1 protein-coding gene (only partly in view) is annotated in these 20,038 nt (G+C 76.9%); it reads left to right on the forward strand.

The window, feature by feature from the left end; all coding sequences use genetic code 11:
• The first annotated feature begins 19 nt into the window (after positions 1 to 19).
• On the forward strand, positions 20 to 20,038 hold the 5' portion of the coding sequence (locus tag O7600_RS02905) for a type I polyketide synthase (RefSeq protein WP_281592149.1). Its footprint extends 9,600 nt past the window's final position; 20,019 of the gene's 29,619 nt are visible here — the first part of the coding sequence; the start codon lies at positions 20 to 22; the stop codon falls past the right edge of the window.

Raw genomic sequence — 20,038 nt, forward strand, 5'->3', positions numbered from 1 at the left:
CCCACGTACGGAGTAGATGATGTCCACGTCCGCAGACAAGGTCGTCGAGGCGCTTCGGGCCTCCCTCAAGGAGACCAGCCGGCTCAAGCAGCTCAACCAGCAGTTGACCGCGGCGGCCCGGGAGCCGATCGCGATCGTCGCGATGTCCTGCCGCTACCCCGGCGGTGTGTCCACCCCGGAGCAGCTGTGGGACCTGGTCGACGGCGGCGGTGACGCGATCGGCGGCTTCCCCACCGACCGGGGCTGGGACCTGGCCAACCTCTACGACCCGTCCGCCGACCGGTCCGGCCGCTCCACCACCCAGCAGGGCGGCTTCCTCTACGACGCGGCCGGGTTCGACGCCGAGTTCTTCGGCATCTCACCCCGCGAGGCCCTCGCCATGGACCCGCAGCAGCGGCTGCTGCTGGAGACCTCCTGGGAGGCGTTCGAGACCGCCGGCATCGCCCCGTCCTCGGTACGCGGGCAGAAGGTCGGCGTGTTCGTCGGCACCGCCGCCAACGGCTACGGCGTCGGCGCCGACGGCGGCGCGCTGGACGCCGACGAGGGCTACCTGCTCACCGGCACCGTCACCAGCGTCGTCTCCGGCCGGATCGCGTACGCGCTGGGTCTGGAGGGGCCGGCGGTCAGCGTGGACACCGCCTGCTCCTCGTCGCTGGTCGCGCTGCACCTGGCCGCGCAGGCGCTGCGGGCCGGCGAGTTCGACCTGGCCCTCGCGGGCGGTGTGACCGTGATGGCCAGCCCCAGCGCGTTCGTCGGCTTCTCCCGCCAGCGCGGGCTCGCCTCCGACGGGCGGTGCAAGTCGTTCGCCGCCGCCGCCGACGGCACCGGCTGGGCCGAGGGCGTCGGTCTGCTGCTCGTCGAGCGGCTCAGCGACGCCCGCCGCCACGGCCACCCGGTGCTCGCCGTGCTGCGCGGCAGCGCGATCAACTCCGACGGCGCGTCCAACGGGCTCACCGCCCCGAACGGGCCGTCGCAGCAGCGGGTCATCCGCCAGGCGTTGAGCAACGCCCGCCTCGACGCCGGCGACGTCGACGCGGTCGAGGCGCACGGCACCGGCACCACGCTCGGCGACCCGATCGAGGCGCAGGCGCTGCTGGCCACGTACGGGCAGGACCGGGACGGGCACGACCCGCTCTGGCTCGGCTCGGTCAAGTCGAACCTCGGGCACAGCCAGTCCGCCGCCGGCGTCGCCGGTGTGATCAAGATGGTGCAGGCGATGCGGCACGGTCGGCTGCCCGCGACGCTGCACGTCGACACGCCGTCCCCGCACATCGACTGGTCCGCCGGCGCGGTGTCCCTGCTCACCGAGGCCCGCCCGTGGCCGCGGGTGGAGCGGCCGCGCCGGGCCGCGGTGTCCTCGTTCGGCATCAGCGGCACCAACGCCCACGTCATCCTGGAACAGGTCGACGCCGCCCCCGCCCCGACGCCCGACGACGAGCGGCCCGCCCTGGTCGCCGGCCCGGCCACCGTCTGGTCGCTGTCCGCCCGCTCCGCCGACGCGCTGCGCGAGCAGGCCGCCCGCCTGGCCCGCCACGTCCGCGAACACGCCGACCTCGACCCGGCCCGACTGGCCTGGTCGCTGGCCACCACCCGGTCGGTCTTCGAGCACCGGGCGGCCGTGGTGGCCGCCGACCCGGCGCAGCTGCTCGCCGGTCTCGACGCCGTCGCCGCCGGCACGCCCACCGGTGGCGTCGTCAGCGGCCAGGCCGGCGAGGCGGGCGAGGGACCGGTCTGGGTGTTCCCCGGCCAGGGCGCCCAGCACGCCGCCATGGCCGCCGAGCTGATCGGCGCCTGCCCGGTCTTCGACGACGCCCTCGCCGAGTGCCAGGCCGAACTGGACCGCTGGCTCGACGTCGACGTGACCGCGCTGCTCACCGGCGCCGACGACACCTGGCTGACCCGCTCCGAGATGGCCCAGCCGGCGCTGTTCGCCGTCGGCGTGGCGCTGGCCCGGCTCTGGCGGCACGCCGGCGTGAGCCCGCGCGCCGTGATCGGCCACTCCCAGGGGGAGATCGTCGCGGCGCACGTGGCCGGCGCGCTGACCCTCGCCGACGCGGTCCGGGTGCTGGCGCTGCGGCTGCGGGCGCTGGCCGACGTCGCCGGCACCGGGACCATGGCCGCCGTCGACCTGCCGGCCGCCGAGCTGACCGCCCGCCTGCCCGAGGGCGTCACCGTCTCCGTGGTCAACGGCCCCGCCACCACCGCCGTGGCCGGGCCGTGGCAGGCGGTGGCGGACTTCGTCGCCGCGCTGGTCGCCGACGGGGTACGGGCCCGGCTGGTGGCCGTGGACTACGCCTCGCACTCCCCGGCCGTGGCGCCGGCCGCCGACCGTCTCCGCACCGAACTGGCCGGCCTGACCCCCCGCGACGGTGACGTGCCGATCATCTCCACGGTCACCGGCGACTGGCTCGCCGGCGCCCGGCTCGACGCCGACCACTGGGCCGACAACCTGCGCCTGCCGGTGCTGTTCGACGCCGCCGTGCGGACCGCGATCGCCGCCGGGCACACCGACTTCGTCGAGGTGTCCCCGCATCCCGTGCTCACCATGTCGGTGGCCGCCGTCCTGGACGACACCGGCACCACCGGGCGCGCGCTGTCCACGCTGCGCCGGGGCGAGGACGCCCGGCTGCGGCTGCTGACCAGCCTCGCCCACGCCCACGCCGAGGGACTGCCGGTCGACCTGCGCCGGGTCCTCGCCCCCGCGCCGGTCCTCACCGGCCTGCCCACGTACCCGTTCCAGCGCCGGCGCTACTGGCCGGAGCGGATGGCCGCGTCCACCGCCGGGCCGGTCGGGCCGGACGTGGTCGACGTCGAGTTCTGGTCGGCGGTGGAACGCGCCGACGTCGCCGCGCTCACCGCCGGGGACGCCGACCCGCAGGTGCTCGCCCCGGCGCTGCCGCTGCTGTCGTCGTGGCGCCGCGCCCGCCTCCAACGGGCCGTGCTGGACGGCTGGTCGTACCGGGTGGTGTGGCAGCCGGCCGCCCCGGCGACCGGCGCCACCGTCACCGGTGACCTGCTGGTGCTGCGCCCGGCCGACGACGCCCGCGTGGACGCCTGGCTGGAGTCGCTCGCCGCCGCCCTGCCCGACGGCGCGGCACTGCGCACCCTGGCCGTCGACCCGGCCCGCGCCACCCGGGCGGAGCTGGCGGCCCGGCTGACCGACGAGCCGGGCGGACCGGCGGTGATCGTGTCCCTGCTCGGGCTGGCCGACACCGACCATCCCGGGCACCCCGGCGTCCCCACCGCCGTGGTCGCCACCACCCGGCTGGTGCAGGCCCTGCAGGACGCCGGCCTGACCGCGCCGCTGTGGTGCCTCACCCGCGGCGGGGTCGGCACCGGCCCGGCCGAGCCGGTGGCCAGCGCCGCCCAGCACGCCCTGTGGGGCCTGGCCCGGGTGGTCGGCCTGGAACACCCCCGGCAGTGGGGCGGCGTGCTCGACCTGCCCGCCGACCCCGACGCGGCGACGTGGACCGAGGTCCTCCGCGTCCTCGGCGGTGGCGCGGGCGACGAGGACCAGGTCGCCGTGCGCCCCTACGGGACGTTCACGCGCCGGCTGGCCCGCACCACCGCCCGCACCTCCGGGCAGCTCACCGGCTGGCAACCGCGCGGCACCGTGCTGATCACCGGCGGCACCGGCGCGATCGGCGCGCAGGCCGCCCGCTGGCTCGCCGCCAACGGCGCCGAGCACCTGGTGCTCACCAGCCGCCGCGGCCCCGACGCCCCCGGCGCCCGCGAGCTGGTCGACGAGCTGACCACCGACGGGGTACGGGTCAGCGTCGTCGCCTGCGACCTCGCCGACCGGGACCAGGTCGCCGCGCTCGTCGCCGGGCTGGACGACGTCGCGCCGCTGACCGCCGTGCTGCACGCCGCCGGGATCACCCGGCTCACCGCCCTGGTCGACACCGACCTGGACGTGTTCGACCACGTGATGGCCGGCAAGGTCGCCGGCGCCGCCCACCTCGACGAGCTGCTCGGCGACCGGGACCTCGACGCGTTCGTGCTGTTCGCCTCCATCTCCGGCGTGTGGGGCAGCGGCGGCCAGGGCGCGTACGCGGCGGCGAACGCCTTTCTGGACGCGCTCGCCGAGCGGCGCCGCGCCGCCGGCCGCACCGCCACCTCGATCTCCTGGGGCGCCTGGGCCGAGGGCGGCATGGCCACCACCGAGGAGGCGCAGCGGCTGCTCAGCCGGCGCGGCCTGAACCCGATGCAACCCGCCGCCGCGCTGCTCGCCCTGCGCCGGGCGGTCGAGCACGGCGAGACCACACTCGTCGTCGCCGACGTCGACTGGGCGCAGTTCGCCCCCGCGTACGCCTCCGCCCGGCCCCGGCCGTTGCTCGCCGACATCCCGGAGGCCCGGGCGGCGCTGGCCGAACGGCCCGCCGACGACGTCGACGACCGGGCCGCCGCGCTGCGCCGGCAACTGCTCGACCTGGCCCCCGCCGACCGGGAACGCCGCCTCACCGACCTGGTCCGCGACCACGCCGCCGCCGTGCTCGGCCACACCGGCAGCGACGCGGTACGCCCCCGGCGCGCGTTCCGCGACCTCGGCTTCGACTCGCTGACCGCCGTGGAGCTGCGCAACCAGCTCACCGCCGCGACCGGGCTGGCGCTGCCCACCACCGTCATCTTCGACTACCCGAGCCCGGCCGTGCTGGCCGGCCACCTGGCCACGCTGCTGCGGCTGCCCCACGGCGACGGCGACGGCGCCGCCGCCGACGCCCCGGCCGGCGCGCCGACCGTCGACGAGCCGATCGCCATCGTCGGGATGAGCTGCCGCTACCCCGGCGGCGTCAGCGACCCCGACGGGCTGTGGGAGCTGGTCGCCGAGGGCCGCGACGGCATCACCGAGTTCCGCACCGACCGCGACTGGGACCTGGACCGGCTCCACGCCGCCGACCCGGACGCGCCGGGCCGCTCGTTCACCCGCCACGGCGGGTTCATCGACCGGGCCACGGAGTTCGATCCCGAGTTCTTCGGCATCTCACCGCGTGAGGCCCTCGCGATGGACCCGCAGCAGCGGCTGCTGCTGGAGGCCACCTGGGCGGCGTTCGAGCAGGCGGCGGTCGCGCCGGACACGTTGCACGGCACCCCGACCGGCGTGTTCGTCGGCGCGTCCCCGTCCGGCTACGGTGCCGGCGACGAGACCCGCGACCTGGACGGCTACCGGCTCACCGGCGGCGCGCACAGCGTCATCTCCGGCCGGGTCGCCTACACGTTCGGCCTGGAGGGCCCGGCGGTCACCGTGGACACCGCCTGCTCGTCGTCGCTGGTGGCGCTGCACCTCGCGGTGCAGTCGCTGCGCCAGGGCGAGTGTGACCTGGCCGTCGCCGCCGGCGTCAACGTGCTGGTCACCCCCGGCGCGTTCGTCGAGTTCACCAGGCAGGGTGGGCTGGCCGCCGACGGCCGCTGCCGATCCTTCGCCGCCTCCGCCGACGGCACCGGCTGGTCCGAGGGCGTCGGCGTGCTGGTCGTGGAGCGGCTCGGCGACGCCCGCCGCAACGGCCACCGCGTGCTCGCCGTCGTCCGCGGCTCCGCCGTCAACCAGGACGGCGCGTCCAACGGCCTGACCGCCCCCAACGGGCCCTCCCAGCAGCGGGTCATCCGGGCCGCGCTCACCGCCGCCGGCCTGAGCACCGCCGACGTGGACGCGGTCGAGGCGCACGGCACCGCGACCACCCTCGGCGACCCGATCGAGGCACAGGCGCTCCTGGCCACGTACGGGCAGGACCGGGCCGGGGAGCCGCTGTGGCTGGGCTCGATCAAGTCCAACATCGGGCACAGCCAGGCCGCCGCCGGGGTCGCCGGCGTGATCAAGATGGTGCAGGCGCTGCGCCACGGCGTCCTGCCCCGCACGTTGCACGTGGACGAGCCCACCCCGCACGTCGACTGGTCGGCCGGCGCGGTCGAGCTGCTGACCGAGGCCCGGCCGTGGCCGGAGACCGGCCGACCGCGCCGGGCCGCCGTCTCCTCCTTCGGGGTCAGCGGCACCAACGCCCACGTCATCGTGGAGCAGCCACCGGCGGTCGCGGACGAACCGGTCGACCGGCCCACGCCGCCGCTGGTGCCGGTGCTGCTGTCGGCGCGCGGCGACGGCGGGCTGGCCCGGCAGGCCGCCCGCTGGGCGGACGCGCTGGCCGCGCCCGACCGGCCCGACCTCGCCGACGTGGCCCGTGCGTCGCTGACCGCGCGGACCGCGCTGGAGCACCGGGCGGTGCTGCTCGCCGCCGACCACGACGACCTGGCCGCCGGGCTGCGCGCGCTGGCCGCCGGCGAGCCGGCCGACAACCTGGTCACCGACCGCGCCACCGACCGGGGCCCGCTCGCGGTGCTGTTCTCCGGTCAGGGCGCGCAGCGCGCCGGGATGGGCCGGGAGTTGTACGCGGCGTTCCCGGTGTTCGCGTCCGCCCTCGACGAGGTGTGCGGTCATCTGGATCCGTTGCTGCCGCGGCCGTTGAAGCCGGTGCTGTTCGGTGACGGGGAGCTGATCGACCAGACGCAGTTCACGCAGGCGGGTCTGTTCGCGGTCGAGGTGGCACTGTTCCGCCTCGTCGAGTCGTTCGGTGTGGTGCCGGACTTCGTGGGTGGTCATTCGATCGGTGAGGTGACGGCCGCGTTCGTGGCGGGGGTGCTGTCCCTGTCCGACGCCGCCGCGTTGGTGGCGGCGCGGGGCCGGTTGATGCAGGCGTTGCCGGCCGGCGGCGGAATGCTCGCGGTTGCCGCGTCGGAGTGCGACGTGGCCGACTCGATCGCCGGCCGGACGGACGTCGGGATCGCGGCGGTCAACGGCCCCACGTCGATCGTGGTGTCCGGGCCGGTCGACGCGCTCGACGAGATCGAAAACTCCTGGCGGGACCGGGGCGTCCGGGTCCGCCGCCTGACCGTGTCGCACGCGTTCCACAGTCCGCTGATGGAGCCGATGCTCGCCGAGTTCCGCACCGTGCTCGACGGGTTGACGTTCGCCGCGCCGTTGCTGCCGGTGGTGTCCAACGTGACCGGTGCGGTCGCCGATGCGGGGGAGCTGACCGACCCCGACTACTGGGTGCGGCACGTGCGTCAGGCGGTCCGCTTCGCCGACGGCGTCGCGGCGCTGCGGAACGCCGGGGTGGACACGTTCCTGGAGATCGGCCCGCGCGGCGTGCTCACCGCGCTCGTCCGGGACACCGCCGACGCCGCGACGGCCGTCGCCATCCAACGCGCCGACCGCCCGGAGCCGCGCGCGCTGCTCACCGGGCTGGCGGAACTCGTCGCCGCCGGCGGCCACGTCGACTGGACCCCGGTCCTCGGCGGCGCCGCGACCGGCCCGGTCGACCTGCCCACCTACGCGTTCGGCGGTGACCGGTACTGGCTGCGCCCGGCCGGCGCCGGCGCCGACGTCACCCGCGCCGGTCTCGGCGCCGCCGGCCACCCGCTGCTGGCCGCCGCCGTGCGGCTGGCCGGCGAGGACGCCGCCGTGCTCACCGGCCGCCTCTCCCTGGCCGCCCACCCGTGGCTCGCCGACCACGTGGTCGCCGGCGCGGTCCTCATCCCCGGCACCGCGCTCGTCGAACTCGCGCTGCGCGCCGGCGAGGAGTTCGGCCCCTGCCGGATCGGCGAGCTGACCGTCGTCACGCCGCTGGTGCTCCCCGAGCGGGGCGCCGTGCCGGTGCAGGTCCGCGTCGGCCCGCGCGACGACACCGGGCGGCGCGCCGTCACCGTCCACTCCCAGCCCGACGACGACCCCGAGGGTGACTGGACCCGCCACGCCGAGGGACTGCTCACCGCCGCCGTTCCCACCGACGACGCCGGCCTCGGCGCGTGGCCCCCGCCGCACGCCGCCGAGACCGACCTCACCGGCTGGTACGACGCCCTCGCCGGCCACGGCATGACCTACGGGCCGGCGTTCCAGGGCCTGCGCCGCGCCTGGACGGCCGACGACGGCACCGTCTACGCCGAGGTGACACTGCCCGCGACCGGCCCCGACCGGACCGCCGGGTTCGGCGTGCACCCCGCCCTGCTCGACGCCGCGCTGCACCCCGCCGCGCTGCTGCCCGGCGACGGCACCACCGGACCCAAGGCCCCGTTCGCGTTCACCGGCGTCCAGGTGCACGCCGTCGACGCGGACACGCTGCGGGTCCGGCTCACCCGCGCCGGCACGGCCGTGCGGCTGCTCGCCGTCGACCCCACCGACCGGCCCGTCGTCACCGTCGACGCGCTGGTCCTGCGCGAGCTGACCGCCGCCGAGCCGCCGGCCGCCGCCCGCGCCGCCCGCGCGCTGTACCGGGTCGCCTGGCACACCGAACCGCTCACCCCGGCCACACCGCCCCCCGTCGCGGTGCTCGGCGCGCCGCTGGCCGCCCGGCCCGACGCCCCCACCCACCCCGACGTGGCCGGACTGCTCGCCGCCGGCGACGTACCCCCGCTGGTGCTGCTGCCGGTGCCGACCGGCCCGGCGTCGCCGGCCACGGTCCGGGCCGCCACCACCGGCGTGCTCGCCGCGCTGCGCGACTGGCTGACCACCGACGCGACCGCCGACGCCCGCCTCGTCGTGCTCACCCGCGACGCGATGCCGGCCCGGCCGGACGACCCCGCCACCGACCTGGCCGGCGCCGCCGTCTGGGGCCTGGTCCGCTCCGCCCAGTCCGAGCACCCCGGCCGGATCGTCCTCGCCGACCTCGACCGGGACCCCGACGCCGCCGCCCTGGCGCTGCTCACGGCCGCCGCCGCCGACCCGACCGCGGCGCAGGTCGCGGTGCGCGGCGACACCACCCTCACCCCCCGACTGATACGCGCCGACGCCCCACCCGCCCCCGCCCCGCGCACCCGCGGCGGCACCGTCCTGGTCACCGGCGGCACCGGCGCGCTCGGCGGCCTCCTCGCCCGGCACCTGGTCACCGCGTGGGGCGTCGACTCGCTGGCCCTGGTCAGCCGGCGCGGACCCGACGCCGACGGCGCGGCCGAACTGGCCGGCGACCTGACCGCGCTCGGCGCCCGGGTCCGGGTGCTCGCCGTCGACCTCACCGACCCCGACGCCGTGCGTGACCTGGTCGCCGGGCTCACCGACGGCGACCGGCTCGCCGGGGTGGTGCACACCGCCGGCGTGCTCGACGACGCCGTCGTCACCGGCACCGACGCCGACCGGCTGGCCCGGGTCCTCGCCCCCAAGGCCGACGCCGCCTGGCACCTGCACGAGGCCACCGCCGGGCTCGACCTCGACCTGTTCGTCACCTACTCGTCGATCGCCGGCGTGCTCGGTTCCCCCGGCCAGGGCGCGTACGCGGCCGCGAACGCCTTCCTCGACGCCCTCGCCACCCACCGCCGCGCCCTCGGCCTGCCCTCACACGCGCTCGCCTGGGGCATGTGGGACACCGACGGCATGGCGGCCGGACTCGGCGCGGCCGACCGGTCCCGGGTGACCCGCGCCGGACTCGGCCTGATCACCGCCCCGGTCGGCGTCGCGCTCTTCGACGCCGCCGTCACCGCCGACGACGCCACGCTCGTACCGGCCGTGCTCGACCTGCCGGCGCTGCGGGCCGCCGGCGGCGTACCCCCGATGCTGCGCGCCCTCGCCGGCGCCGCACCCGCCCGGCGGCAGGCCGGCGCGGCGGCCGACGGCTGGGCCGGGCGGCTCGCCGCGCTGCCCGCCGACGAGGCCCGCGCCGAGGTCGACCTGCTGGTCCGGGGCCTCGTCGCCCAGGTCCTCGGCCACGGCGGCGCGGACGCGGTGCCGGCCGACCGGGCGTTCCAGGAGCTGGGCTTCGACTCGCTGACCGCAGTGGACCTCCGCAACCGGGTCAACGCCGCGACCGGGCTGCGGCTGCCGTCCACCCTGGTCTTCGACCACCCGAACCCGGCCGCGCTGGCCGCGCACGTGCACGAGCAACTCGGCGGCGCCACCGCCAACCGGGCCGGCACCATGGCGGTCACCGGTGTCGACGAGCCGATCGCGATCGTCGGGATGGCCTGCCGCTACCCGGGCGGGATCGACAGCCCCGACGACCTGTGGGAGCTGCTGGCCGCCGGGCGCGACGGAATCTCCGAGTTCCCCACCGACCGGGGTTGGGACCTCGACACCCTGTTCCACAGCGACCCGGACCACCCCGGCACCTCGTACGCCCGGCACGGCGGCTTCCTCGCCGGCGCCGCCGACTTCGACAGCGGCTTCTTCGGCATCTCGCCCCGCGAGGCGCTCGCCATGGATCCGCAGCAGCGGCTGCTGCTGGAGGCGTCCTGGGAGAGCTTCGAGTCCGCCGGCGTGGACCCGGCGAACCTGCGCGGCTCCCGCACCGGCGTGTTCGCCGGCCTGATGTACCACGACTACGCGGCCGGGGTGCGCGACCTGCCCGACGGCGTGGAGGGCTACCTGGGCACCGGCACCTCCGGCAGCGTGGTGTCCGGCCGGGTGGCGTACGCGTTCGGGTTGGAGGGTCCGGCGGTCACGGTGGACACCGCGTGTTCGTCGTCGTTGGTGGCGCTGCACCTGGCCGCGCAGGCGCTGCGGTCAGGGGAGTGTGACCTGGCCCTGGCCGGCGGCGTGACCGTGATGGCGAACCCGGGCACGTTCATCGAGTTCTCCCGCCAGCGCGGCCTGGCCGCCGACGGGCGGTGCAAGTCGTTCGCCGCCGCCGCCGACGGCACCGGCTGGGCCGAGGGCGTCGGTGTGCTGCTGGTGCAGCGGCTCTCCGACGCCCGCCGCGACGGGCGGCGGATCCTCGCCGTGGTGGCCGGCACCGCCGTCAACTCCGACGGCGCGTCCAACGGGTTGACCGCGCCGAACGGTCCGTCGCAGCAGCGGGTGATCCGGCAGGCCCTGGCCAACGCGCGGCTGAACCCGTCCGACGTGGACGTGGTGGAGGCGCACGGCACCGGCACGACGCTCGGCGATCCGATCGAGGCGCAGGCGCTGCTGGCCACGTACGGGCAGGACCGCCCGGACGGCCAGCCGCTGCTGCTCGGCTCGGTGAAGTCGAACCTGGGGCACACCCAGGCCGCCGCCGGCGTCGCCGGCATCATCAAGATGATCCTCGCCATGCGGCACGGCGTCGCCCCGGCGACTCTGCACGTGGACGCGCCGTCCCCGCACATCGACTGGACCGCCGGCGCGGTCGAGCTGCTGACCGAGGCCCGGCCGTGGCCGGAGTCGGACCGGCCCCGCCGCGCCGCCGTCTCCTCGTTCGGGGTCAGCGGCACCAACGCCCACGTCGTCCTCGAGGCGCCGCCGGCCGAACCCACCCGGGCCGCCGCCCCGACGCCGCGCACGCCCACGCCGGTGCTGCTCTCCGCCCGCTCCGACGCCGCGCTCGCCGCGCAGGCCGACCGTTGGGCCCGCCGGCTCGCCGGCGACGACGCGGCCCGCCCGGTCGACGTCGGCTGGTCCTCGGTGACCGGCCGGACCGTCCTGGACCACCGCGCCGTGGTCGCCGCCGGCGACCGGGACGAGCTGCTGGCCGGGCTGCGGGCGTTGGCCACCGGCGCACCGGCCGCCGGCACCCGCACCGGTACGCGCACCGCGCGGGGCCGGCTGGCCGTCCTCTTCTCCGGTCAGGGCGCGCAGCGCGCCGGCATGGGCCGCGACCTGTACGCGGCGTTCCCCGTGTTCGCCGCCGCGCTGGACGAGGTGTGCGACCACCTGGATCCGCTGCTGCCGCAGCCGCTGAAGCCGGTGCTGTTCGGCGAGGACGATCTGCTCGACCAGACGCGGTTCACCCAGGCCGGCCTGTTCGCGGTCGAGGTGGCGCTGTTCCGGCTGGTCGAGTCGTTCGGGGTGGTGCCGGACGCCGTCGGTGGGCACTCGATCGGCGAGGTCACCGCCGCGTACCTGGCCGGCGTGCTGTCGCTGCCCGACGCGTGCACGCTGGTCGCCGCGCGGGGCCGGCTCATGCAGGCGTTGCCGACCGGCGGCGGCATGCTCGCGGTCGCCGCCGGTGAGGCGGACGTGCTGGCGTCGCTCGACGGGGCGCCCGGCCTGGGTGTCGCCGCCGTCAACGGCCCGTCCTCCGTCGTGGTCTCCGGACCGGTCGACGCCCTCGACGGGATCGCGCGGCGGTGGCACGAACGCGGCGTCCGGACCCGCGCGCTGACCGTGTCGCACGCGTTCCACAGCCCGCTGATGGAGCCCATGCTGGCCGAGTTCCGCGCCGTCCTGGACGGGCTGGGCTTCTCCGCGCCGCTGCTACCGGTGGTGTCCAACGTGACCGGTGCGATCGCGGGCCCGGCGGAGTTGACCGATCCCGACTACTGGGTGCGGCACGTCCGGCAGGCGGTCCGGTTCGCCGACGGGGTCACCGCGTTGCGCGACGCCGGGGTGGACACGTTCCTGGAGATCGGCCCGCGGAGCGTGCTCACGGCGCTGACCGCCGAGATCCTGCCCGACGCGCTCGCGGTCGCCGCCCAGCGCCGCGACCGGGACGAGACAGCCGCGTTGCTGGGCGCGCTGGCCGACCTGCACGTGCACGGCGTGCCGGTCGACTGGCGGCCCTGGTTCACCGGCGCCGAGCCGACCCGGATCGACCTGCCCACCTACGCGTTCCAGCACCAGCGGTACTGGCTGCCCACCGGCCGGATCCGCCCCGGCGACGTCAGCGGCGCCGGGCTCGGCGACGCCGGCCACCCGCTGCTCGGCGCGGCCGTCGCCGTCGCCGGCGCCGAGATGGTCCTGCTCACCGGCCGGCTGTCGCTGGCCACCCACCCGTGGCTCGCCGACCACGTGGTGGCCGGCGCCGTGCTCCTGCCCGGCACCGCGCTCGCCGAGCTGGCCGTCCGCGCCGGCGACGAGGTCGGCGCCCCCCGCATCCGCGACCTCACGTTCGCCGCGCCGCTGGTGCTGCCCGAGACCGGCGCCGTGCGGGTGCAGGTACGCGTCGGCGCACCCGACGGCACCGGCGGCCGTCCGGTCGCCATCCACTCCCAGCCCGACGGCGACACCGAGTGGACCGCGCACGCCGAGGGTGTCCTCGACCCGCCCCGGCCGGACGAGCCCACCCTCGCCTGGCCGCCCGCCGGGCTCACCGAGGTGGACCTGACCGACTGGTACCCGACCCTCTCCGGGCACGGCCTCACCTACGGGCCGGCCTTCCAGGGCCTGCGCCGGCTCTGGACCGGCGACGGAGAGGCGTACGCCGAGGTGGCGCTCCCGGACGACGCCGCTGGGGAGGCGTCCCGGTTCGGGGTCCACCCGGCGCTGCTGGACGCCGCCCTGCACCCGGCCGGGCTGGTGCTCGCCGGCGACGGCCCGCGCGTGCCGTTCACCCTCGACGGACTCCAGGTGCACGCCGCCGGCGCCCGCGTCCTGCGGGTCCGGCTCACCCGCGCCGGCGACGCCGTCCGGCTGGTCGCCGTGGACTCCTCCGGCGCGCCGGTGGTCTCCGTCGACGCGCTGGTGCTGCGGGAGCTGACCGGCGCGGTCGTCCCCGGCGTCGCCGCCCGGTCCCTGTACGCGCTCACCTGGCAACCGGAGGACGTCACGCCGGCCGAGGCGCCGTCCGACTGGGCGGCGCTGACCGGCGAGGGCCCGGCCGGCCTGCCCGCGTACCCCGGCGTGGCGGCGCTGGTCGAGGCCGTCGACGCGGGACGGACGCCCCCGCGCGTCCTCGTCCTGCCGCTGCCCGCCGCCGACCTGCCCACCCCCGACGCGGTCCGCGCGGTCACCACCGACGTGCTCGCCACCGTGCGGTCCTGGCTGGCCACCGACCCCCTCGCGGAGACCGCACTCGTCGTGCTGAGCCGGGGCGCCGTGTCCACCGGCGACGGTGACCCGGTGACCGACCTGGCCGGCGCGGCGGTGTGGGGGCTGCTGCGCGCGGCGCAGTCCGAGCACCCGGGCCGGATCGTGCTGGCCGACCTCGACCGGGAGCCGGACGCGCACACCCTGGCGCTGCTCGCCCGCGTCACCGCCGACCCGGCCGGCGGCCAGGTGGCGATCCGGGACGGCCGGGTGTCCGTGCCCCGCCTGGTCCGCGCCGCGTCCCCGCCGTTGGGCGGTACCGGTGTCGGTGACGGCACGGTGGTGGTGACCGGTGGCACGGGTGCCCTGGGCGCCCTGGTGGCGGAGCATCTGGTGACCGGGTACGGGGTGCGGTCGCTGGTGTTGGTGTCGCGGCAGGGCCCGTCCGCGTCGGGCGCGGACGTCCTGGTCGAACGGTTGGCCGGGTTGGGCGCGGCGGTGTCGGTGGTGGCGTGCGACGTGACCGATCGGGATCAGGTGTCTCGGCTGGTCGCGGAGGTGCCGGGTCGGTTGGCCGGGGTGGTGCACACCGCCGGTGTGCTGGACGACGGTGTGGTGTCGGCGATCTCTCCGGAACGGTTGGCGGGCGTGCTCGCGCCGAAGGTGACCGCCGCATGGGCTCTGCATGAGGCGACGCGCGACCTCGACCTGGACCTGTTCGTGCTCTTCTCGTCCCTCGCCGGGGTGATGGGTTCGCCGGGTCAGGCGGCGTACGCGGCGGGCAACGCGTTCCTGGACGCGTTGGCGGTGGTGCGGCGGCAGGAGGGTCTGCCGGCGGTGTCGCTGGCGTGGGGAATGTGGGACACCGCGGGGATGGCGGCGTCGCTGAGCGAGGGGGAGCGGCAACGGTCGACGCGAGCCGGACTGCCCCCGATGAGCACCGACGTCGGGCTGGCCCTGTTCGACGCCGCCCTCGCCGAGGGACGGCCGGCGCTCGTGCCGGCCGTCGTCGACGTACCGGCGCTGCGGGCCGCCCTCGACGGTGGGCCGGTCCCGACGGTGCTCCGCGCCCTCGCCGGCCCGACCGCCACCCGTCGGCAGGCCCGAGCCGGCGGCGACTGGGCCGACCGGCTGGCCGACCGCACCGAGGACGAGGCCCGCGCCGAGGTCGACGTGCTGGTCCGGGGCCTGGTCGCGCAGGTGCTCGGGCACGGCGGCGCGGACGCGGTGCCGGCCGACCGGGCGTTCCGGGAACTGGGCTTCGACTCGCTGACCGCGGTGGACCTGCGTAACCGGGTCAACGCCGCGACCGGGCTGCGGCTGCCGTCCACACTCGTCTTCGACCACCCCAGCCCGGCCGCCCTCGCCGCGCACCTCCTCGAACTGGTCTCCGGCCGGATCACCGCCCGCCGCGCGGCCGTGCGGGCGGCCGACACCGACGAGCCGATCGCCATCGTCGGCATGGCCTGCCGCTACCCCGGTGGCGTCGACAACCCCGAGCAGCTCTGGCAGCTCCTCGCCGGCGGCCGGGACGGGATCGCCGAGTTCCCCGCCGACCGGGGTTGGGACCTCGACACCCTCTTCCACAGCGACCCGGACCACCCCGGCACCTCGTACGCCCGGCACGGCGGCTTCCTCGCCGGCGCCGCCGACTTCGACAGCGGCTTCTTCGGCATCTCGCCCCGCGAGGCGCTCGCCATGGATCCGCAGCAGCGGCTGCTGCTGGAGGCGTCCTGGGAGAGCTTCGAGTCCGCCGGCGTGGACCCGGCCGTCCTGCGCGGCTCCCGCACCGGCGTGTTCGCCGGCGTGATGTACCACGACTACGCGTCCCGCCTGGCCGACCTTCCGCCGGACGCCGAGGGCTATGTCGGCACCGGCACCTCCGCCAGCGTGCTGTCCGGCCGGGTGGCGTACACGTTCGGGTTGGAGGGTCCGGCGGTCACGGTGGACACGGCGTGTTCGTCGTCGCTGGTGGCGCTGCACCTCGCCGGGCAGGCGTTGCGGTCGGGCGAGTGCGACCTGGCGCTGGCCGGCGGTGTGACGGTGATGGCGACGCCGGGGACGTTCGTGGAGTTCTCGCGGCAGCGGGGCCTGTCCCCGGACGGCCGGTGCCGGTCCTTCGCCGCCTCGGCCGACGGGACGGGCTGGTCCGAGGGCGTCGGCGTCCTGCTGGTGCAGCGGCTCTCCGACGCCCGGCGGGAGGGCCGCCGGATCCTGGCCGTGGTGCGGGGAACGGCGGTGAACTCCGACGGTGCGTCCAACGGGTTGACCGCGCCGAACGGTCCGTCGCAGCAGCGGGTGATCCGGCAGGCCCTGGCCAACGCGCGGTTGGGTACGGCCGACGTGGACGCGGTGGAGGCGCACGGCACCGGCACCACGCTTGGTGACCCGATCGAGGCGCAGGCGCTGCTCGCGACGTACGGGCAGGACCGGCCGGACGGCCGGCCGCTGCTGCTCGGGTCGGTGAAGTCGAACCTGGGCCACACCCAGGCCGCCGCCGGCGTCGCCGGGGTGATCAAGATGGTCCTGGCCATGCGGCACGGCATCGTCCCCGCCACACTGCACGTCGACGAGCCGTCCCCGCACATCGACTGGACCGCCGGCGCGGTCACCCTGGCCACGGCCGCGACGCCCTGGCCCGACCAAGGCCGGCCCCGCCGGGCCGCCGTGTCGTCGTTCGGCATCTCCGGCACCAACGCCCACGTCATCCTGGAACAGCCCCCCGTCTCCGACGCCGGCGACGCGGCAACCGACCGGCCGGCCGGCCCGGCGGTGGTGCCGGTGCTGCTGTCGGCGCGTACCGACGCGGCCCTGGCCGCCCAGGCCGACCGGTGGGCCGACCGGCTCGCCGGCGACGAGGCGTGGCGACCGGTCGACGTCGCCTGGTCGTCCGTGACCACCCGATCCGCGCTGGAGCGACGGGCCGTGGTGCCCGCCGCCGACCGGGACGACCTGCTGGCCGGTCTGCGGGCGCTGGCCGCCGGCGAACCGTCCGGCGGCGCCATCAGCGGCGTCCCGACGCCGCGCGGCCGGCTGGCGATCCTCTTCTCCGGGCAGGGCGCGCAGCGCGCGGGGATGGGTCGGGAGTTGTACGCGGCGTTCCCGGTGTTCGCGTCCGCCCTGGACGAGGTGTGCGGTCACCTGGATCCGTTGCTGCCGCGGCCGTTGAAGCCGGTGTTGTTCGGTGACGGTGACCTGTTGGATCAGACGTGGTTCACGCAGGCGGGGTTGTTCGCGGTCGAGGTGGCCCTGTTCCGGCTGGTCGAGTCGTTCGGGGTGGTGCCGGACCTGATCGGTGGGCACTCGGTCGGGGAGATCACCGCCGCGTACGTGGCGGGGGTGCTGTCGCTGCCGGACGCGTGCGCGCTGGTCGCCGCGCGGGGCCGACTGATGCAGGCGCTGCCGGCCGGCGGCGGGATGCTCGCCGTGGCCGCCCCGGAGGCGGAGGTGGCCGGACTGATCGCCGGCCGGGCGGACGTGGGGATCGCGGCGGTGAACGGGCCGTCCTCGGTGGTCGTCTCCGGTGACCTCGACGCCCTGGCCGCGCTCCACGGCACGTGGCGGGACGCGGGCGTGCGGGTGCGCCGCCTGACCGTGTCGCACGCGTTCCACAGTCCGCTGATGGAGCCGATGCTGGCCGAGTTCCGCGGTGTGCTGGCGGGGTTGACGTTCGCCGCGCCGCTGCTGCCGGTCGTGTCGAACGTGACGGGTGCGCTGGCCGACGGTGACGACCTGCGCACCCCCGACTACTGGGTGCGCCACGTCCGCGAGGCGGTCCGCTACGCCGACGGGATCACCGCGCTGCGCGCGGCCGGCGCGGACACGTTCCTCGAACTCGGCCCGCAGAGCGTGCTGACCGCGCTGACCGCCGAGATCCTGCCCGACGACGACGCCGCGCTCGCCGTGGCCGCGCAACGTCGCGACCGCGCCGAGACGCCCGCGCTGCTCACCGCGCTGGCCCAGCTGCACGTGCACGGCGTCCCGGTCTCCTGGGAGGCGTGGTTCACCGGCCCCGCGCCCACCCGGGTCGACCTGCCCACGTACGCGTTCCAGCACCGGCGCTACTGGCCGGAGCCCCCCCGCCACCGCCCCGGCGACGTCTCCGGCGCCGGGCTGAGCGACGCCGCGCACCCCCTGCTCGGCGCCACCGTCGACCTGGCCGGCGACGGCACGGTCGTCCTGACCGGCCAGCTCTCCCTCGCCACCCACCCCTGGCTGGCCGACCACGCCGTCGCCGGGACCACGCTGCTCCCCGGCGCCGCGCTCGTCGAGATCGCCGTCCGCGCCGGCGACGAGGCCGGCGTGCCCCGGCTGCGCGACCTCACCGTCGCCACGCCGGTGGTCCTGCCCGACACCGGTCGGCTGCGCCTCCAGGTACGCGTCGACGGCGGCGGCACCCGACGCGCCCTCACCATCCACTCCCGACCCGAGGACGACCCCGACGCCGGCTGGACCCGGCACGCCGACGGCATCCTCGAACCGGCTGTGCCGGACGAGCCCACCGTCGGCGCCTGGCCGCCCGCCGGGCTGACCGAGATCGACCTCACCGACTGGTACCCGACGCTCGCCGCGCACGGCCTGGCGTACGGGCCGGCGTTCCGGGGCGTGCGGCGGGCCTGGACCGGCGACGACGCGGCGTACGCGGAGATCGCCCTCCCGGACGACGTGGCCGGCGACGCGGCGCGGTTCGGCATCCACCCGGCGCTCCTCGACGCCGCCCTGCACCCGATCGGCCTGCTGCCCACGCCCGGCACCGGCGGACCACGCGTCCCGTTCACGTTCGAGGGCGTCCAGGTGCACGCCACCGGCGCCACCGTGCTGCGGGTACGGCTCACCCGCGACGGCGACGCCGTCCGGCTGGCCGCAGCCGACGAGACCGGCGCGCCCGTCGTGTCGGTGGACGCGCTGCACCTGCGGGAGATGACCGGCCTGCCAGCGACCGGTGCCCGCTCCCTCTACGAGGTGCGCTGGGATCCCGCGCCGGCGCGCCCGGGGCGGATCGGCGACTGGGCGGCGCTCGGCGTACCCGTCGACGGGCTGCCGACGTACCCGGACGTGCCGGCGGCGCTCACCGCCGGGGCGCCCGAGGTGTTCGTGCTCCCGGTGGCCGCGCCGTCCGACGTGGCGCCGCCGGAAGCGGTCCGGACGGTCACCTCGGACGTGCTGGCGACGGTGCAGGCGTGGTTGGCCGCCGAGCCGTCGGCGGACTCGCGGTTGGTGGTGGTGACCCGGGGCGCGGTGGCGGCCTCGGACGGCGACCGGGTGGTGGATCTGGCCGGTGCGGCGGTGTGGGGGCTGCTGCGGTCGGCGCAGTCGGAGCATCCGGGCCGGATCGTCCTGGCCGATGTGGATCGTGACCTCGACGACATCGTGGTGTCGGCGCTTGCCGGTGTGGCGGGGGACCTGCCTGCCACCGGCGGCCAGGTGGCGCTGCGTGGTGGTGCCGTGCTGACCCCGCACCTGGCCCGCGCCGCACTCGGGCCGGTCGCCGCCGCGGACGCGACGGTCGGGCGTGCTCACGCCGCTGCCGGTGAACCGGTCGATGAGACTCCCCCGACCGACCGCGACACGGTTGCGCCGGTCGTCGGCGACGCCGGCACGGTGCTGGTGACCGGTGGCACCGGGTCGCTGGGTGCCCTGGTGGCGGAGCATCTGGTGGCCGGGTACGGGGTGCGGTCGTTGGTGTTGGTGTCGCGGCAGGGTTCGGCCGCGTCGGGCGCGGCGGCGTTGGTCGAGCGGTTGGCCGGGTTGGGTGCGTCGGTGTCGGTGGTCGCCGCCGATGTGACCGATCGGGACCAGGTGTACCGGCTGGTCGCCGGGGTTCCGGGTCGGTTGACGGGGGTGGTGCACACCGCCGGGGTTCTGGACGACGGCGTGGTGTCGGCGATCTCGCCGGACCGGTTGGCGAACGTGCTCGCCCCGAAGGCCACTGCCGCCTGGTGGTTGCACGAGGCCACCCGCGACCTCGATCTGGACCTGTTCGTCCTGTTCTCGTCCCTCGCCGGGGTGTTGGGTTCGCCGGGTCAGGCGGCGTACGCGGCGGGCAACGCGTTCCTGGACGCGTTGGCGGTGGTCCGGCGGCACGAGGGCCTGCCGGCGGTCAGCCTCGCGTGGGGAATGTGGGACACCGCCGGGATGGCGGCGTCACTCACCGAGGAGGAACGGCGGCGGTCGACGCGGGCCGGGCTGCCCCCGATGAGCCCCGAGGTCGGGCTGGAGCTGTTCGACGCCGCGCTCACCGCCGACCGGCCGGCCCTGGTACCGACCGTGATCGACCTGCCCGCGCTGCGCGCCGCCGGTGCTCCCGTACCGTCGATGCTGGCCCCGCTCGTCGGGTCCGCCGCCACCCGGCGGCTCGCCGGCACCGGCGGTTGGGCCGACCGACTGGCCCGGCTTACC

Origin of the sequence: Micromonospora sp. WMMA1998, from assembly GCF_027497375.1 — a bacterium.
GTDB classification, from domain to species: Bacteria; Actinomycetota; Actinomycetes; order Mycobacteriales; family Micromonosporaceae; genus Micromonospora; species Micromonospora sediminicola.